Source organism: Cellulomonas sp. ACRRI, from assembly GCF_022346185.1.
GTDB lineage: Bacteria > Actinomycetota > Actinomycetes > Actinomycetales > Cellulomonadaceae > Cellulomonas.
In genome coordinates this window covers 1-16,801 of record NZ_JAKRMS010000094.1, presented here as the reverse complement: position 1 = coordinate 16,801, position 16,801 = coordinate 1, and the positions used below count along the sequence as shown (strand labels likewise).

General features: G+C 76.7%; 14 protein-coding genes. 7 read left to right on the top strand and 7 right to left on the bottom strand.

Annotation, left to right across the window (positions count from 1 at the left end; genetic code table 11):
- Positions 1–96 precede the first annotated feature (96 nt).
- Both aztD and MHY85_RS15335 read right to left on the bottom strand, forming a co-directional pair.
- On the bottom strand, positions 97–1,452 hold the full coding sequence (aztD, locus tag MHY85_RS15340) for a zinc metallochaperone AztD (RefSeq protein WP_239197802.1): 1,356 nt from the start codon (positions 1,450–1,452) through the stop codon (positions 97–99).
- Positions 1,453–1,592: 140 nt separating this feature from the next.
- Positions 1,593–2,603 carry an aldo/keto reductase gene (locus tag MHY85_RS15335; protein ID WP_239197800.1) on the bottom strand — a complete coding sequence of 337 codons (1,011 nt, stop codon included), beginning with the start codon at positions 2,601–2,603 and terminating at the stop codon, positions 1,593–1,595.
- Positions 2,604–2,695: 92 nt separating this feature from the next.
- Here MHY85_RS15335 and MHY85_RS15330 point away from each other — a divergent pair, with 92 nt between their 5' ends.
- Together MHY85_RS15330 and MHY85_RS15325 are read left to right on the top strand one after the other, a co-directional pair.
- Positions 2,696–3,106 (top strand): MerR family transcriptional regulator, encoded by a 411-nt coding sequence (locus tag MHY85_RS15330; protein ID WP_239197798.1) that lies wholly within the window; start codon positions 2,696–2,698, stop codon positions 3,104–3,106.
- 34 nt (positions 3,107–3,140) lie between these two features.
- The gene (locus MHY85_RS15325) at positions 3,141–4,985 is read left to right on the top strand and encodes a sodium:proton antiporter (protein WP_239197796.1); all 1,845 of its coding nucleotides are present in this window, start codon (positions 3,141–3,143) and stop codon (positions 4,983–4,985) included.
- A gap of 12 nt (positions 4,986–4,997) precedes the next feature.
- On the opposite strand, the gene MHY85_RS15320 is transcribed toward MHY85_RS15325, so the two are convergent.
- The 3 genes from MHY85_RS15320 to MHY85_RS21930 form a co-directional block, all read right to left on the bottom strand.
- A complete protein-coding gene (locus MHY85_RS15320) occupies positions 4,998–5,705 on the bottom strand; it encodes a DUF305 domain-containing protein (RefSeq protein ID WP_239197794.1) in 708 nt (235 codons plus the stop codon).
- Complete coding sequence (locus tag MHY85_RS15315; RefSeq protein ID WP_239197792.1) at positions 5,702–6,343, bottom strand: DUF3105 domain-containing protein; 642 nt, start codon at positions 6,341–6,343, stop codon at positions 5,702–5,704. The genes MHY85_RS15320 and MHY85_RS15315 overlap by 4 nt, the downstream gene beginning before the upstream one ends.
- A 71-nt stretch (positions 6,344–6,414) precedes the next feature.
- Positions 6,415–8,676 (bottom strand): bifunctional diguanylate cyclase/phosphodiesterase, encoded by a 2,262-nt coding sequence (locus MHY85_RS21930; RefSeq protein ID WP_239197790.1) that lies wholly within the window; start codon positions 8,674–8,676, stop codon positions 6,415–6,417.
- Positions 8,677–8,794: 118 nt separating this feature from the next.
- Here MHY85_RS21930 and MHY85_RS15305 point away from each other — a divergent pair, with 118 nt between their 5' ends.
- The 5 genes from MHY85_RS15305 (at position 8,795) to MHY85_RS15285 (ending at position 13,952) form a co-directional block, all read left to right on the top strand.
- Entirely contained in the window at positions 8,795–9,979 is a 1,185-nt protein-coding gene (locus MHY85_RS15305; RefSeq protein ID WP_239197788.1) for a PP2C family protein-serine/threonine phosphatase, read from the top strand.
- Complete coding sequence (locus MHY85_RS15300; RefSeq protein ID WP_239197786.1) at positions 9,976–11,946, top strand: glycosyltransferase family 2 protein; 1,971 nt, start codon at positions 9,976–9,978, stop codon at positions 11,944–11,946. The genes MHY85_RS15305 and MHY85_RS15300 overlap by 4 nt, the downstream gene beginning before the upstream one ends.
- Before the next feature lie 19 nt (positions 11,947–11,965).
- Entirely contained in the window at positions 11,966–12,301 is a 336-nt protein-coding gene (locus MHY85_RS15295; RefSeq protein WP_239197784.1) for an STAS domain-containing protein, read from the top strand.
- Positions 12,288–12,713 carry an ATP-binding protein gene (locus MHY85_RS15290; protein ID WP_239197782.1) on the top strand — a complete coding sequence of 142 codons (426 nt, stop codon included), beginning with the start codon at positions 12,288–12,290 and terminating at the stop codon, positions 12,711–12,713. Before MHY85_RS15295 ends, MHY85_RS15290 begins: the two co-directional genes overlap by 14 nt.
- 63 nt (positions 12,714–12,776) lie before the next feature.
- Positions 12,777–13,952, top strand: coding sequence for a PP2C family protein-serine/threonine phosphatase (locus MHY85_RS15285; RefSeq protein WP_239197780.1), 1,176 nt, complete (start codon positions 12,777–12,779; stop codon positions 13,950–13,952).
- Between the two features lie 18 nt (positions 13,953–13,970).
- Here the strand turns inward: MHY85_RS15285 and MHY85_RS15280 are convergent, their stop codons facing one another.
- Positions 13,971–14,474 (bottom strand): metallophosphoesterase, encoded by a 504-nt coding sequence (locus MHY85_RS15280; RefSeq protein WP_239197778.1) that lies wholly within the window; start codon positions 14,472–14,474, stop codon positions 13,971–13,973.
- 26 nt (positions 14,475–14,500) lie between these two features.
- Positions 14,501–16,636 carry a SpoIIE family protein phosphatase gene (locus MHY85_RS15275; RefSeq protein WP_239197776.1) on the bottom strand — a complete coding sequence of 712 codons (2,136 nt, stop codon included), beginning with the start codon at positions 16,634–16,636 and terminating at the stop codon, positions 14,501–14,503.
- Positions 16,637–16,801: the final 165 nt, after the last annotated feature.

The window sequence follows — 16,801 nt, the reverse complement described above, 5'->3', positions numbered from 1 at the left end:
TCCTTCCGGGTCGGGATGCGCGAGGGTGGAGCGCCCTGCCCGGCACGCGCCGCGTGCCCGGGCGGGACGCTCCACCCGAGGAGGTGGGGGCGGGGGTCAGCCCTCGGTGCCCTCGTCCTCGTGCGCGTGCTCGTCCTCGTGCGCGTGGTCGGCGTGGTCGCCCTCGGCGTGGTCGTGCCCGCCGTGCTCCGCGGCGGCGCCGGAGACGCCCGCGATCTCGTTCGGCGTCACCTCGAGGTCGGCGCTCAGCCAGACCTCGCCGGTCTCGATGTCGACGGCGTGCACGGACTTCGTGGCCGGGTCGGTGATGTACGCGGAGCCGTCCAGGACGGTGATCGCCGGGCGCGGCTCCTGCCACTCCTCCGGCTCCTCCCACGCGTCGATCACCGGGACGGACCGCACGACGGTGCCGGACTCCGGGTCGATGACGTGCAGGGCGCCGTCGGTGCCGAGCACCAGGGCCTCGCCGGCGTCGCCGCGGGCGAGCGAGCGGAACGTGTAGGAGGCCGGCAGGTCGACCAGGCGGAGGGACGCGTCGCGGGTGTCGATCAGGGAGACCCGGGTCGGGCGCTCCAGGTCGGCGTCCGGGTCGGACTTGTAGTCGCCCAGCACGTACGGCGAGGCCTCGGACCCGGCCTGGTTGCCGATCCGGCCGTAGGCATCGGGGGCGGTGACCTTGGTCAGCGCGCCGCCGGCCCAGACGACGGCGCCGTCCTCGCAGCCGATGACCACGGCCTCGTCGGCGGCGACGGCCTCGCCGTGCACGCCGGGGCAGGTGTCGATCGCGGCGATCTCGGCGTCGTCCGCGTCGAGGACCCGCACGCCGGTGCGCTCGTCCTCGGTGCCGTCGGAGACGACGAGGGTGCCGTCCGTGAGCTCGACCGCGACGCCGTGGTGCGCGGACGGGGTGGTGTGGTCGCGGGTCTCGGCGTCCGGGTCGGTCAGGGCGTCGGAGTCGACGACCGTGACCTGGCCCGTGCCGTCGTCGAACAGCGCGGTGCGCCCCTCGTGCCGGACGGCGTGGCCCGGCGTCTCGGCCGGCCACAGCACGTCGGTCAGCACCGGGTCGGCCGTGTACGAGTGCGTGTGGTCGCCGTGCGGCTGCGTCCAGGTGCCGGCGTCGAGCACCTGGAAGCCGCCGGTGGTGGAGACGAGCACGTGCCGGTTGTCGCCGGCCGGGTTCAGGCGGTTGAAGCCGGCCAGCTCGATGTCGGAGACGACCTCGAGCGTGTCGGCGTCCAGCACCTGGATGCCGCCGTCGTAGGTGAGGGCGAGGCGCGGCTTCGCGGTGGCGACCTCGGTCGCGGCCGGGGCGGCGGACGTCTCCTCGGCGGTGGCGGACGGCTCCGCCGCGGCGTCGCCGGACTGGCCGCACGCGGCGAGCAGCGCCGCGGTCACGCCGAGGCCGAGCGCTCCGGCGAGGCGGGGGCGGGTACGGGTCGAAAGGGTCATGTGGGGGCCGGCGGCCGGGGGGCCCGTGCGGACGCACGGGTGCCCTCGCCGCCGTCTCCTCTCCGGTCGCGGGTCGGATGATCAGCGCCGTCACGCTAACACAACTGATACTCACTCTCATTACCGCGGAGCGCACCGGCTCACCACGCCGCGTCGAGGCGCTCCCGGGCCGCTGCGGGGAGCACCAGCCGCACCCCGGCCATCGCCGTCGCGAGCTGCTCGGGGCTGCTCACCCCCACCACGGGCGACACCCGCGGGCTGCCGCCGGCCAGCCACGCGAGCACCACCTCGCTCCGGCTGACGCCCAGCTCGGCCGCCACGTCCGCCAGGACGGCCAGCCGCCGCGCGGTCCCGGGGTGGTCGAACCCCGCGGGCACCGGCCGGTCCGCCCGCTCGTAGGCGCCCGACATCAGCGGGCTGTACGCCCACAGCCCGACGGCGGGGTCCGCCTCGGCGTAGTCGAGCACCTCGTCGGTGATCCAGCCGAACCGGTGGTCGTGCTCGTGGTCCCGGACCATCGGCCGCGGCTGCAGGTAGGAGTACCGGAGCTGCAGCGCGCTGGGCGCCGCCAGCCCGCGCGCCCGGGCGGCGCCGGCTGCACGCTCCACCCGCCACAGCGCGGTGTTGGAGAAGCCCCAGGCGCCGACCACCCCGTCGTCGACCAGCCCGGCGAAGCCGTCGACGATCTCGCGCAGGGGCGTCGAGCGGTCGTCCCGGTGCGCCCAGAACAGGTCGATGCGGTCGATCCCCATCCGGTCCAGGCTCTGCCGCGCCACCGACCGCACGACCTCGGCGCCCAGGCCCGTCGTCCGCTCGGGGAACGAGCCCGGCCACAGCGGCTCGCAGCCGACCTTGGTCGCGATCCGCACGCGGTCCCGCATCCCGGGGCGGGCGGCGAGCCAGCGCCCCAGCACGGGCTCGCTCTGGCCGCCGCGTCCGGACTCGTCGGCCCAGAACGCGTAGCAGTCGGCGGTGTCGATCCACACGCCGCCCGCCTCGACGTACGCGTCGAGCAGGTCGAACGACTCCGCGTCGTCGTGCCGGGTGCCGAACAGCATGGCGCCCAGGGCGACGGGCGGGGCTGCGGCCGCGCGCTCGTCGGCGGGTACGGGTGCGGTGGTCTGCCCGGTCGCGGGCGTGGTCGTCGTCATGCCGGCCAGCGTCGCGGCTGGAGCGCGCTCCAGCGCAAGACCTGTCGCCGGACCGCTCCCGTCCGCGCCCTGCCCGCGCCACACTGGCGGCCATGACCACCTACGCCCCGGCCGACGCCGCCCGGCGCTCCGGCTTCAGCCTCGACACGCTGCGCTACTACGAGAAGATCGGCCTGGTCCGCGACGTCCGGCGGGACGCCGCGGGCCGCCGGCTCTACGACGACGCGGACCTGGACTGGCTCGGCGTGCTGCGCTGCCTGCGGGACACCGGCATGCCGATCGCCGCGATGCGCCGGTACGCGGGGCTGGCGCTGGCCACCGGCCCGCAGGCCGACGCGACCGTGCCGGAGCGGCTGGCGCTGCTCGAGGCCCACGCCGAGCACGTAGCCTCGACCCTCGAGCGGCTGCTGCACCAGCAGGAGCACCTCGAGGAGAAGATCGAGTACTACCGCGGCCTCGTGCGCGCGGCCCCGGCCCCGGCGGCCGCGCGGTCCGCCGGCTGAGCCGCGGCGGGCGCACCACGGAGGGGCCACGCGCATGGACCTGCTGCTGATCGGGGTGATCGGCGCTGTCGCGGTGGTGACCGTCACCGCCCTCGCCCCGCGGGTGGGGGTGTCGGCGCCGCTGCTGCTCGTGGCGCTCGGCGTCGCCATCAGCCTGGTCCCGGCGGTCCCGGCGGTGGAGATCGAGCCGGAGTGGATCCTCGGGATCGTCCTGCCCCCGCTGCTGTACGCCACCTCGGTGTCGGTGCCCACCATGGACTTCCGGCGCGACCTGACGGCCATCAGCGGCCTGTCGGTGCTGCTCGTCGTCGCGACGTCCGTGGTGCTGGGCGTGATCTTCTCCTGGCTCATCCCCGACGTGTCGCTGGCGACCGGGATCGCGCTGGGCGCCGTCCTCAGCCCGACCGACGCGGTGGCGACGTCGATCGTCCGGAAGTCGGGGGTGAGCCCGCGCATCGTCACGGTGCTGGAGGGCGAGAGCCTGCTGAACGACGCGTCGGCGCTGGTGCTGCTGCGCTCCGCCGTGGCCGCGACCGCCGCGTCCGTGACGCTGTGGGAGGTGGCGACCGACTTCGTCTACGCGGTGGTCGTGGCGGTCGCGATCGGCGGCCTGGTCGGCAAGATCAGCCTGTGGGTGCGGACCCGCCTGGCGGACCCGCACCTGACGACGGCGGTCTCGTTCATCGTGCCGTTCGTCGCCTACATCCCGGCCGAGCACCTGAACGCCTCGGGTCTGGTCGCCACGGTGAGCGCCGGTCTGGTCGCCGGCGCGGGCAGCGTGCGGCTGCGGCCGCAGGACCGGATCGCGGAGGCGGCCAACTGGCGCACCCTGGAGCTGCTGCTCGAGGGCGCGGTGTTCCTGGTCATGGGGCTCGAGCTGTACGGCCTGGTCGCGGAGGTCCGCGCGGACCACGGTCACCTGTGGGCGGCGGTCGGCCTCGGTGCGCTGTCGGCGGCCGTCGTGCTGCTCGTCCGCACCGGGTACGTCGCCTACCTGCTGTCCCGGCTGTCGCGGCGGGCGCGGCGGGGCGTCACGGTGCGCGGCTACCTCACGGCCCTGAACGAGCGTCCCGAGGGGCTGGCGACGTTGACCCGGGAGGACCTGGCCGAGCGCCGGGTCCCGGGCGCGCCGCCCGCGGGGGCGGCCCCGCGCGCGACCACCGCGCCCGTCGACGCGGCGAAGGTGCGGCGCGTGCTCGGCCGGCGCCGGCCGCGCCTGGGCCGCCACGACGCGCCGGAGGCCCGGGGCGTGCGGCTCCGCTACCGGATCACCCGCCGGATCGCGGACATCGACTACCTGCAGGCCGAGCACCTCGGGCCCCGCGAGGGCGCGATCCTCGTCTGGGCCGGCATGCGCGGCGTCGTGACGCTGGCCGCCGCGCAGTCGCTGCCGCGGGACACCCCGCACCGCGCGCTGCTGGTGCTGGTCGCGTTCATCGTCGCGGCGGGGACGCTGCTCGTGCAGGGCGGGACGCTCGGCTGGCTGGTGCGCCGGCTCGGGCTGGGCCGGGACGGTGCCGACGACCGCGCCGAGGTGGACCGCCTGGTGGGGGAGATGACCACCGCCGCGGCCGCGCTGCTCGGCGACCCCGACCTGCGCCGGCCCGACGGCACCCCGTACGACCCGGCGGTCCTCGACAAGGCCCGGCGGATCGCCGAGCGGCAGGGCGGCGAGGTCGACGAGGACGAGGACGCCGCCGAGGACCGGGCCTCCGCCGCTGCCCAGGTGCGCGAGCTGCGGCTGGCGGTGCTGGACGCCCAGCGCGAGGCGCTGCTGAAGGTGCGCGACCTCGGCACGGCCAGCTCCGGTGCGCTCACCGAGGCCCTGCGGGTGCTGGACGCGGACCAGATCAGCCTGGAGCTGCGCGGGCGGGACTAGCGCGAGGGTGCGTCAGCCGACCGGGCCGCCGCGCGCCTCGAGCATGTCCTGCAGCGCGGTCAGCTCGCGCTCCTGGGACGTGACGATCGTGCGCGCCAGCGCGACGACCTGGGGCCGCTGCGCGTGCTCGACCGCGTACTCGGCCATCTCCACGCCGCCCCGGTGGTGCGGGATCATCAGCTGGAGGAACAGCCGGTCCGCCTCGGTCCCGGTGGCCGCGGTCAGCCGGGCCAGGTCCTCGCGGGACACCCACCCGGGCATCGCCGCGTAGCCGGGGGCGTCCCCGGCCGCGGTGCTGCCGCCGGCCGCGCCGTGCCCGTGCCCCGCGCCCGTCATCCACGCCATGGGCGGCTCGGACGCCGCGGCGGGGAGCCCCCAGGTCGACAGCCAGCCGGCCATCTGCCCGATCTGGTTCTGCTGGGTCAGCAGGATGTCGAGCGCGACCGTGCGCACCTCCTCGTCGGTGCTGCGGTCCCGGACCAGCACCGCGAGGTCGACGGCCTGGGCGTGGTGCGCCTGCATGTCCCGGGCGAAGCCCGCGTCGACCGAGCCCTCGGCGGCCGCGGCGAGCGCGGGCTGCCGGGCGAGCAGCGCACCGGCGAGGGCGCCGAGCACCAGCGCGGCGAGGGCCACCACGGCGAGCACGAGGCGCCCGTGGCCCCGGCCCGCGGGCGCGGGCGCGGGCGCCACGGGGGCGTCGTCGAGGACGGGGGACGTCACGCGGGCGTGCCCACGCCGCTTGAGCAGGGCGCGCCGACCTCGGCGAGCTCCGGGTTCAGCAGGTACTTCTGGATGAACACGGGCAGCCGCTCGTCGTCGACCGAGTCGACCTTCAGCTGGTAGCCCCAGGCGCTGATCGCCACGGGCGAGTCGAGGCCCTCGTACGGGGAGACCAGCACGTACGACTGGTTGTCCGCGAACGCCTGGAGCGTCGCGACGTCCTCGGCGGGCAGCGCCGGGTCGTAGGTGATCCAGACCGCGCCGTGCTCGAGGGAGTGCACGGCGTTCTCGTTCGGCACCGGCTCGGTGTAGACGCCGCAGTTCAGCCACGCGGCGTTGTGGTCGCCGCCGGCGGGCGGGTCCTGCGCGTAGTCGACGCTGGTCGTCACGTGGTTGAACGTGAGGCCGTCGATCGCCTCGACGCCGTCGATGTCGGCGTCCGCCCGGGCCTGCACGGCGGCCTTGTCGCGGCCCGCGTCGACGATGACCCAGGCGCTGACGCCGACGAGCGCGAGCACGAGGACGCCGGCGATCGAGCCGATCCAGATGGCGCGGCCGCGCTCCTTCTTGCGCTGCTCGGCTCGGACGGCGGCCAGGCGGGCCTGGCGCTCGGCCGCGGTGGGACGGCGGTCGGGCATGGGGTACTCCTCCGGTCGGTCGGCGCGGCCCCGGGGGCCGGTCGGTCCGGCGAGAATACTTGAAGGATCTACTAATTGACAGGCGCGGCCATGCCCAGGCGACCGTCCAGCGCCGCGGCCGGGCCGGGCCGGCCGAGCGCCCAGCCCTGCGCCGCGTCGCACCCCAGCCCGCGCAGCAGCGCCAGCGTGCGGTCGTCCTCCACGCCCTCCGCGACCACGTACATGCCGAGCGCGTGGCCGAGGTCCACGGTCGAGCGCAGGATCTCCGCGCACACCCGGTCGTCGGCCGCCGGTGCCACGAACGCCCGGTCGACCTTGAGCACGGTGAACGGCAGCCGACGCAGGTAGTCGAGCGAGCCGTAGCCCACCCCGTAGTCGTCCACCGCGAGGCGCACGCCCAGGTCCGCGAGCGCCCGCAGCGTCCGGCCGGCCTGCGCGGCGTCCCGCATCGCCATCGTCTCGGTGACCTCCAGCCCGAGCGCGCCCGGCGGCAGGGCGTGCCGGTGGAGCGCCGCCCGCACGTCGCCGACCAGCCGCGGGTCGTCCAGGTCGTGCGCGGACACGTTCACCGACACCCCGAACGTCGCCGGCCCGGCCGCGCGCCACCGGGCGCAGTGCGCCAGGGCGACGTCCAGCACGTGCAGGGTCACGGGGCGGATCAGGCCGGTGCGCTCGGCGGCGGGCACGAACGCGTCCGGGCCGAGCAGGCCGTGCTCCGGGTGCTGCCAGCGCACCAGGGCCTCGGCGCCCTCGACCCGGCCGCCGGCGACGGAGACGAACGGCTGGAAGTGCACCACGAGCTCGCCGGCGGCCACCGCGGCGGGCAGCCGCCGCAGCAGGTCCGCCTCGCGCGGGGCGGTCGCCGCGCCGGGGCCCCGCGGGGTCGGCACCGCGGGCGCCCCGGCGTCGACGCCGACCCGGTCGTCCCGGCGGCGCGCCGCGGCGAGGGCGCCGTCGGCGCGGGCCACCAGCACGTCGGCGGCGGCCGGGCGCCCCGCCGCCACCGCGACCCCCACCAGCGGGCGGACGGACAGGTCGAGCCCGCCCACCGGGAGCGGCGGGGTCAGGCGCTCGACGAGCCGGCGCGCCGCGCTCTCGGCCGCGTCCGGGCCGTCGACGTCCAGCCCCACGGCGAACACGTCGCGCGCGAGGCGCGCCGGCGTGCCGTCGTCCCCGGCCTCCCGGCCCACCACCGCGGCCACCGCGCGCAGCAGGTCGTCGGCCGCGGCGTGCCCGAGCGTCTGCGCCACGTCGCGGTAGCCGTCCAGCGCCACGAGGAGCACGGCGGGGACGGTGCCCGGCGGTGCGTCGCAGGGGCCCGCCTCGACCCGGCGGGCCAGCCCGGTGGCGTTCGCGAGCCCGGTCACGTGGTCGGTCACGGCCAGGTGCTCCAGCCGGGCGTGCTGCCGCCGCATGGCGCGCAGGAGCCCGCCGAACCGCAGCAGGAACGCGGCGATCACGACCATGGCGGCGATGCACACCTCGGCCAGGTGCACGGGCAGACCCCGCGCCGCCTCCAGCGCGGCCGTGCCGGGCAGGACGCACACCGACGCGCCCAGCAGGACCAGGTAGCCGGTGCCGAGGTCGCCGTCGGCGCGCGGCGGTGCGGCGCGGCCGGCGGACGCGTGCCGGGCCGCTGACGCCAGCAGGACGTACCCGGTGAGCCACAGGGTGTCGATCAGGTGCACGCGCGCGTCGAGCGCCGGCCAGCCCGGGGCGAGCAGGAACAGCTCGTCGGCGAGCAGGATCGCCAGCACCCCCCACGTCGACAGCCGCAGGGCCGGGGGCCGGGTGCCGGCGGCGGTGGCGGCCCGGGCGAGGAGCACGAGCAGCACGGCGTCGCCGAGCGGGTACAGGGCGCCGACCGCGGTGCCGAGCGGGTCGGCCGGCCACCCGGCGAGCGTCGGCTCGAGGACCAGGAGCCACAGCACCAGCAGCGCGCCGCTGGTGACCAGCAGGGCGTCGAGCAGCCAGGTCGGGCGCCGCCCGCGGGGAGCCGGGAACGCCCGGACGAGGCCCGCGGCGAGCAGCGGGTAGGAGGCGACGTACGCGACGTCCGCGACCGACGGGAACGGCTGCACACCGAGGCCGCGCTCGAGGAGGGTCCACACCACGTCGCCGATCACCCAGGCGACGAGCCCCAGCGCGAGCAGCTGCCAGGCGCGCCGCTGCGGCCCGGTGATCCGGCCGGCGGCCCGGCAGGTCTGCGCGGCGCACACGGCGCCGACGACCGCGTACAGCACGTCCCGGAGGGTCCCCGGGGGCAGCACGGCGTGCGTCGCCAGCGCGGCGACGACGACCGCGAGCCGCGGGAGGGAGGCACGCTGCTGCACGGTGTCCTGATCGGCACCCCACGGCCCTGCTTGACCCGTCAGGAGGGTGGTCCTGGCGGGGTCCCGCCGACCTGCAGGTCAGCGGACCTGTGGGTAGGGTCACGCCGGGGGGTGAGGCATGGGCGGGACCGCACGAGCGGACGCGGACGAAGCACGACGGGTCGCCGCGCTGCGCGACCTGGCCGTGCTCGACACGCCCCCGGAGGAGCGGTTCGACCGCGTGACCCGGCTGGCCCAGCAGCTGTTCGGCGTCCAGATGGCGTTCATCTCGCTCGTCGACACCGACCGGCTGTTCCTCAAGTCGCGGCAGGGCACCGAGGCGCGCGAGACGCCCCGCGAGGGGATGTTCTGCGCGGCCGCGATCCAGCAGCCCGCGACGATGGTCGTCCCGGACGCCGCCCTCGACCCGCGGTTCACCGCCGCGCCGTTCGTGACCGGGGACCCGCACATCCGGTTCTACGCCGGGCGGCCGCTGGCCACGGCGGGCGGGGAGCGCGTCGGCACCCTGTGCCTGATGGACCGCCGGCCGCGGGAGTTCACCGCCGAGGACGAGGCGCTGCTGTCCGACCTCGCCGCCTGGGTGGAGAAGGAGCTCTCCGCCGACGCCGAGCTCGGCCGGGCCGCCGAGGTGCAGCGCGGGCTGCTGCCGACGGCCGCGCCCGACGTCCCCGGGTGGGACCTCGCCGGCGCCTGCCTGCCCGCGCACGGGGTGGGGGGCGACTTCTACGACTGGCAGGCGATCCCGGGGCGGCTGCTGGTGACCCTGGCCGACGTGATGGACCGCGGCCTCGGCGCCGCGATCATCGCCGCGACCGTCCGCTCCGTGCTGCGCGGCCTCGGCCGGCACGAGGACGTCGGCGAGGCGCTGGCGCTCGCGGAGCGGGTGCTGGAGCCCGACCTGGACCGGGCCGGCGCGTTCGTCACCGCGTTCCACGCCGCGCTCGACCCGGCGACCGGCGTGCTCCGGTACTCCGACGCCGGGCACGGGCTCGCGGTGCTGCGGACGGCGGACGGCGGCCTGCACCGGCTGTCCGCCCAGGGGCCGCCGCTCGGCGTGGTGGTGGGGGAGCCGCGCGCCGCGGGCGAGGTGACGCTCGCCCCCGGCGACGCCCTGGCCGTCGTGAGCGACGGCGTGCTCGAGCGCGGCGACCGGGCGCTCGACCCCGAGGACGTGCTGGCGGTGCCGCTCGGCGCCGCCACGTCGGCGGCGGACGCCGTGGCCCGCGTGCTCGCGGGCGCCGGTCCCGCCACGGACCGCCCCGACGACCTGACGGTCGTGGTGCTGCGGAGGGAGAACGGATGAGGCAGCAGCTCGTGCTGCGGGTCGTGGTGGTGCTGACGCTCCTGCTGGGGGTGAACTACATCGCCTGGCGCTGGCTCGACTCGGTGAACTGGTCGGCGTGGTGGATCGCCGTCCCCCTGGTGATCGCGGAGACCTACTCGCTGATCGACGTCGCGCTGTTCGGCATGACGATGTGGAAGGCCAAGCAGCGCGAGGACCCGGCGCCGCCCGCGCCGGGGATCACCGTGGACGTGTTCGTCACCACCTACGACGAGCCGGTCGAGCTGGTGCTGCGGACCGCCGAGGCGGCGCGCGACATCGCGTACCCGCACCGGACCTGGGTCCTCGACGACGGGTCGCGGCCCGAGCTGGCCGCCGCCGCGCGGGCCGCGGGCGTCGGGTACATCGAGCGGTCCGAGGACTGGACCGACCGCCCCCGGCACGCCAAGGCCGGGAACCTCAACAACGCGCTGTTCCAGACCGACGGCGAGTTCCTGCTGATCCTCGACGCCGACCAGATCCCCGAGCCGGAGATCCTGGACCGCACCCTCGGGTACTTCGCGGACCCGGCGGTCGCGCTCGTGCAGACGCCGCAGTTCTTCACCAACGTCACCTCCGCCGACCCGCTCGGCAGCCAGGCGCCGCTGTTCTACGGCCCGATCCAGCAGGGCAAGGACGGCTGGAACGCCGCGTTCTTCTGCGGGTCGAACGCGGTGCTCCGCCGGGACGCGCTGATGCAGCTCGGCCTGGTCGGCTACGTCCGCGAGACCGAGCGCTCGGTCCGCGAGGCGCTGCACGCCTCCCGGCGGCTGCTCGACCGCGCCCAGCGGGACGCCCCGGACGCCGTCCAGGCGGCCGTCCTGCACGAGGTGCAGGAGGCGGCCGCCCGGGCGCTCGGCGCGCTCGACGCCGGCGAGCCGCTGTCCGACGTGACCTACGGCTTCCAGCGGGAGGTCGACGGCATCTCCGGCCAGGTCGTCGCGCGGGACGTCGCCGGCATCCAGGACGACCTCGCCGCCATCGCCGCCCTGCCGATCGCGCGGGACGACCAGATCGGCGCCGTCGTCGTCGACGAGCCCGCGCTGGCCCGGCTCGCCGACCGCGAGTGGTCGCCCCTGGGGGCGATCGAGTCCGTGCAGGCGCTGGTGCGGGCCGTCGACGTCGACCGGTCGTCCGAGGCGCAGGCCGTCATGCCGGTCGCCACGCTGTCCGTCACCGAGGACATGGCGACCGCGATGCGGCTGCACGCGCTGGGCTGGAAGACCGTCTACCACCACGAGAGCCTGGCGCACGGCCTCGCCCCCGAGGACCTGGGGACGATGATGACCCAGCGGCTGCGCTGGGCCCAGGGCACCATGCAGGTGATGCTGAAGGAGAACCCGCTGGGCGTCCGCGGCCTCAAGGTCGGGCAGAAGCTCATGTACTTCGCGACCATGTGGTCGTACCTGTCGGGGTTCGCCGCGCTCGTCTACCTGGCCGCGCCGATCATCTTCCTGTGCTTCGGCGTGCTTCCCGTGACCGCGTGGACCGTGGACTTCTTCGCGCGGTTCATCCCGTTCTTCCTGGCCAGCCAGCTGCTGTTCGTGGTCGCCGCGCGCGGGGTCAAGACCTGGCGGGGGCAGCAGTACGCGCTCGCGCTGTTCCCGGTGTGGATCAAGGCCGTGTGGACCGCCGTCGCGAACGTGTGGTTCGGCCGGCCGCTCGGCTTCGCGGTGACGCCCAAGGTGCGGCCGGACGGCTCGCCGAGCCAGTGGCGGCTCGTGTGGCCGCAGCTGCTCGCGATGGTGCTGCTCGTGGTGGCCGCGGTCATCGGGATCGTCCGGGCGTCGCTCGGGCTGTCCCTGTGGGTGGGCACGACGGTGAACCTGCTGTGGGTGGTGTACGACCTGGTGGTGCTCAGCGTCGTGGTGCAGGCGCTGCGCTACCGCGGGTTCACCGGACCCGACGCGAGCCCGCCGCGCTCCGCGCGGCGCCGGGGCATCGCATGACGACGACGAGGAGGACCCGATGGAGCTGACCACCGACCGGAGCGAGGGCGCGGCGGTGCTGCGCGTGCACGGGCGGCTCACCATGGCCGCCGCCGGGGAGCTGAAGGCCGCCGTCGACCGGGAGGTGGCCGACGGGCGCACGCTCGTGGTGGTGGACCTGGCGGACACGGCGTTCCTGGACTCGTCGGGCCTGGGCGCGCTGGTCGGGGGGCTGCGCACCGCCCGCGCCGCCGGGGGCGACCTGCGGATCGCCGGGGTGGGCCAGCAGGTCCGCACCGTGCTGGAGCTCACCACCATGGACCGGGTGCTCCGCCCGTACGCGACCGTCGAGGACGCGGTCGGTGCCGGCCGCTGAGGGGGCCGCGGAGCTCCGCGTCGACGGGTCCGCGGAGCCCGGCTGGCTGGAGGAGGTGCACGACGCGTTCGCGCGGCTGTGGGCCGCAGCCCCCGACGTCCCGGACCTGGACCGGCTGCGGTTCGAGACCGCGGTGATCGAGATCGCCACGAACGTCGTCCGGCACACCGTCCCGGTGGGCGACGGGCCCGTCCGCGCGACCGTCCTGCTGCGGGCCCGGCCCGAGCGGCTCGAGGCCGAGCTCACCGACGACGGCGCCCCCGTCCGCGTCGACCTGGACCCGGACCCGGTGGACGACTTCGCCGAGAGCGGGCGCGGCATCGCCCTCGTGCTGCGGGCCGTCGACAGCCTCAGCCTGGACCGCGACGGCGACCGGAACACGTGGCGGCTGGCGCGGCACCGGTCCGGGTGACGGGCGGGGCCGCGGCGGCCCCGTCCGTGCGCAGGTCGCGACCGGTGACGTACGGTCGTGCCGATGGCCACCGACACCACCCACCTGGAAGCCGAGCGGGTCGCGGCGCTGCACCGGCTCGGCGTGCTCGACACCCCCGCCGAGGACCGGTTCGACCGCGTCGTCCGGCTCGCGCGGCAGCTCTTCGGCGTCTCCACCGCGCTCGTCTCCCTCGTCGACCGCGAGGTCGTCGTGCACAAGGCGATGGCCGGCTTCGACGCGCCGGTCGTCCCGCGTGACGACTCGTTCTGCGGCACCACCGTGCTGTCGGACGCCATGCTCGTCGTGCCCGACGCCGCCCAGGACGAGCGGTTCCGCGACAAGCCCTTCGTCGTCGGCCCCGACGGGCTCCGGTTCTACGCCGGGCAGCCGCTCGTCGCCCCCGGCGGGTACCGGGTGGGGACGCTGTGCATCGCCGACCCCGAGCCGCGCGAGTTCGGCGCCGACAGCGCCGCCCTGCTGCGCGACCTGGCCGCGTGGGTCGAGAAGGAGCTCGTGATCGACTCCGAGCTGGAGCGCGCCGCCCAGGTGCAGGCGGGGCTGCTGCCGCGCAGCGCCCCCGACGTGCCGGGGTACGAGGTCGCGGGCGCGTGCCTGCCGAGCCGGGCCGTCGGCGGCGACTTCTACGACTGGACCGCCACCGACGGCGGGGTGGTGCTCAGCCTCGTCGACGTCATGGGCAAGGGCGCCGGCGCGGGCATCATGGCCGCGTCGATCCGCGCCGTCCTGCGGGGGTCGGCGCACGGCGCCGACGTCGCGCAGTCCCTGCTGTACGCCGGGGCCATCCTGCACTCCGACCTGTCCGGCGCCGGGGTGTTCGCCACGGCCTTCCACGCGGCGCTCGACGCCGCGACGGGCGACGTCACCTACGCCGACGCCGGGCACGGGCTCACGGTCGTCGTGCGCGCCGACGGCACCGACGAGCGGCTGCCCGCGACCGGGCTGCCGCTCGGGGTGCTGGACGAGGAGGCGCGCGAGCAGCGGCGGACGCACCTGGGACCCGGCGACCTGCTGGTGACCTTCTCCGACGGGGTGCTCGACCTGGTGGACGGCACCCTCGCCGGGGTGCCGCCGGTGGTCGAGGCGGTGCGGGGGGCCGGGTCGGCCGGGGACGCCGTGGACGCGGTGCTCCGGCTCGCGCGGGGAGCGGCGGAGCGGCCGGACGACATCACCGTCGTGGCGGTGCGCCGGGCGGGTTGAGGCGCCGCGCCGTCGCCGTCAGGCGCGCGGCGGCACCGGGTGCAGCACCACGTCCGAGAGCACCCCGCCCTCCGCGCGCGCCGTGAGGTAGGTCCCGGCCGGCTGCCGGCGCCGGTCCGTGGGCGACCCCGGGTTCAGCAGCCGCAGCCCACCGGGTGCGACGGTGTCCCACGGGATGTGGCTGTGCCCGAACACGAGCACGTCGGTGCGCGGGTGCGCCGCGGCGCACCGCGCCTCCCGGCCGGCGGCCTGCCCGGTCTCGTGCACCACCGCGAACCGCACCCCGCCGAGCTCCGCGCGGGCGACCTCCGGCAGCCGGGCCCGCAGGTCGGGTCCGTCGTTGTTGCCCCAGCAGCCGACGACCCGGCGGGCGCGGGCCTCGAGCGCGTCCAGCAGCGCGACGTCCACCCAGTCGCCGGCGTGCAGCACGACGTCCGCGGCGTCGACCGCGTCCCAGACCACCGGGGGCAGGTCGCGCGCGCGTCGGGGGACGTGGGTGTCGGCGAGCAGCAGCAGGTCCACAGGGCCTCCCGGGGTGCCGGCGGGGATCACGCGGCCCGGCGCAGCGCGACGACCGTGAGGTCGTCCTCGGGGTGCCGCGGGTCCACCAGGGACAGCACGGCGTCGGCCGCCTGCTCCGCGGTGCGGGTGCCGCGGACCGCGCGGCCCACCTGGTCGAGGTCGCCCAGGGAGCCGCCGAGCGCGTCCAGCACGCCGTCGGAGAACGTCACGAGCAGCTCGCCCGGTGCCAGCCGTGCCCGGGCGCTGACCCGCGCCGGCCCGGGGGCGATCCCGAGCGGCAGCCCGGTCGCGGACAGCCGGCGCCCGGTGCCGTCCGCGCCGATGATCAGGGACAGCCCGTGGCCCGCGTCCGTGTACGACACCGCGCCGTCCGCCGCGTCGACGTACGCCCGGAACATCGTGACGAACGCGCCCGCGTTCGCCAGGTCGGCCGTCATCGCGCGCTCGGTGGCCGCCAGGGTGCCCGCCACGTCGTGCAGCGCCGGCTGCGCGTGCAGCACCGAGCGGGTGGTCGCCGCCAGGATCGCGGCCGCCGGTCCCTTGCCCATCACGTCGGCGAGCGTCAGCACCAGCCCGTCCGGCACCTCCTGCCAGTCGTAGAAGTCACCGCCCACCGAGCCCGCCGGCACGAACCGGGCCGCGAGGTCCAGCCCCGGCACGTCGAGCGCCCGCGACGGCAGCAGGCTCGCCTGGACCTGCGCGGCCCGCCGCAGCTCCGTCCGCTCCGCCGTGACGTCCCGCAGGACGGTCACCGCGCCACCGCCGGCCGTGGCCGGCAGCGGCGCGGCCGAGAACGTGACGATCCGCGGCTCCGTCGAGCCGGGCACCCGCACCAGCAGGTCGGCGTCACGCACCTGCTCGCCCGCCAGCGCCCGGCGGAACGGCAGCTCCGCCTCCGGCACCGGGCTGCCGTCGACCCGGAACAGGTGCGCGAGGTCCGACCCGCCGTCGGCGCCGGGGTCGGCGCGCCCCGTGAGCAGCACGCCCGCGGTCGGGTTCCGGACCACCACCCGCCCCGCCGCGTCCACCACCCGCACGCCCTCCGACATCGTGTCCACGACGGTCGCCAGCAGCGTCGCCTGCTCCTGGGCGCGGTCCCGCGCCGCCTGCAGGTCGGCCACCAGCCGGCCGCGCTCCTCCCGCGCGATGGCGAGCGCCAGGCCGATCACGGCGACCAGGCCGACGTAGAGCTGCGCGATCGCGACCTGGGCCGTCGGGTCCGGCAGCTCGGCGAACGGGCCGGTCCCCACCAGCGTCAGCTGGATGGCGACCACGCCGCAGATCGTGGTGTGCAGGACGACCGAGCGGGTGGGGAGCCGGGACCCCGCCCACACCGTGAGGCCGATGAGCGGGAACACCACCGCCAGCCAGTCGACCTGGACGAACCACACCACGTACAGCAGGGGCGCGAGCAGCAGCGCCGCGAGGTAGTCGGCGCCCTTGCCCTCCGTCCACCACTCGACCCGCTCCTCAGGCGTCCGCCGCCGGCGGTGGCGCAGCCAGGCGCCCACGGTGAAGCCCAGGGTGCCGATGCCGACGATCGCGACGGTGTTGCGCGCGCACCACAGCAGCGCCGTCCGCCACGTCCACGGCTCGCCGCCCACGACCACCGCCAGCTCCACCAGCGGCGCCGACACCACCGAGCTCAGGGCCGCGCCCAGGACGAACCACCACAGGTCCGGGACCCGGCGCAGCTGCTGCGTCCCGCGCGCCGCCCAGACGTAGGGCGTGCGCCGCACCAGCACCGCCGCGCACACCACCGCCTGCGCCGTCGCGGCGATCCCCCCGACCGCGGCCGTCGCGGGCGCCGACCCGGTCGCCGCGATCACGGCGCCGGTCGACAGCGCGATCACCAGCGGGTCCAGCCACGGCCACGGACGGCGGGCGCGGGCGACCAGCCAGAGCACCGCGACCCCGGCGGCGGGCCAGACGAGGCTGACGTCCGCCTCCGGCACGCGGGTCGAGCGACCGAGGAGGCACGCCGCGGCGTTGAGCAGGGCGAACAGCACGACCAGGCGCACGTCGTGCGGCCCGGGGGCCGGGCGACGGTGGCGGCGCGCGGGCGCTGCGCTGCCGGGCGCTGCGCTGCCGGGCGCTGCGCTGCCGGGCACCGAGGCGCCGGGCACGCCGGGCGCCCCGCCGACCTGCGGCTCCGTCGTCACGCGCCCTCCCCGCCCTCGTCCGCTCCGACCAGCAGGCTACGGGGCCCCGCGCCGGTGCGCCCGCGCCGGGGAGGGCCCCGCCTGAGACCCCGGTCCCGGGGCGGCGGCGTCGTCCTGCGCGTCCGGACGCCCGCCACGCGCCAGCCGCCGCCCGCCGGCCTGCCC